This is a genomic window from Streptomyces sp. WG7, from assembly GCF_049975785.1.
Taxonomy (GTDB): Bacteria; Actinomycetota; Actinomycetes; order Streptomycetales; family Streptomycetaceae; genus Streptomyces.
In genome coordinates this window covers 1-704 of the sequence record NZ_JBNGGE010000177.1, presented here as the reverse complement: position 1 = coordinate 704, position 704 = coordinate 1, and the positions used below count along the sequence as shown (strand labels likewise).

The 704-nt window shown below is 71.3% G+C and carries 1 protein-coding gene; it reads left to right on the top strand.

The features are described from left to right. Positions 1-704, top strand: a 704-nt coding sequence (locus ACP4J0_RS38625; RefSeq protein ID WP_426604139.1) for a polyketide synthase dehydratase domain-containing protein, incomplete at both ends; no start/stop codon positions are given.

Here is a 704-nt window from a genome sequence, read left to right as displayed (position 1 = left end):
CCATCCGTTGCTGGGTGCGGCGGTTGAGCTGCCGGATTCGGACGGGGTGGTGTTCACCGGTCGGTTGTCGCTGGCCACGCATGCGTGGCTTGCGGATCATGCGGTGATGGGTTCGGTGCTGCTGCCGGGTACGGCGTTTGTCGAGCTGGTGGTGCGTGCGGGCGAGCTGGTCGGCTGTGAGGTGCTGGAGGATCTGGCGCTGGAGGCGCCGTTGGTGCTGCCGGAGCTGGGTGGTGTGCAGCTGCGGCTGTCGGTGGGTGCGCCTGACGGTGGGGGGCGTCGTGCGCTGGTGCTGCATTCGCGGGTGGAGGGTGCGGGCGAGGATGCGTCGTGGGTGCGGCATGCCGCTGGTGTGCTGGCCGAGCGGGGTGTGGAGCCGGCGTTCGACCTGGTGGTGTGGCCGCCGGTCGGGGCTGAGCCGGTTGCGGTCGACGGTTTGTACGAGGGCTTGGCGGATGCCGGGTTCGGTTATGGGCCGGTGTTCCAGGGGCTGCGGTCGGTGTGGCGTCGTGGCGGGGATGTGTTTGCCGAGGTGCGGCTGCCGGAGTCGGCGGAGGCCGAGGCGGGTGCGTTCGGTGTGCATCCGGCGCTGCTGGACGCGGCGCTGCACGCGCTGGGCGTGAGCGGAACCGACAGCGGGGACGGTGAGGCCAAGCTGCCGTTCTCCTGGCAGGGCGTGACTCTGCACGCCGTCGGCGCGTCCG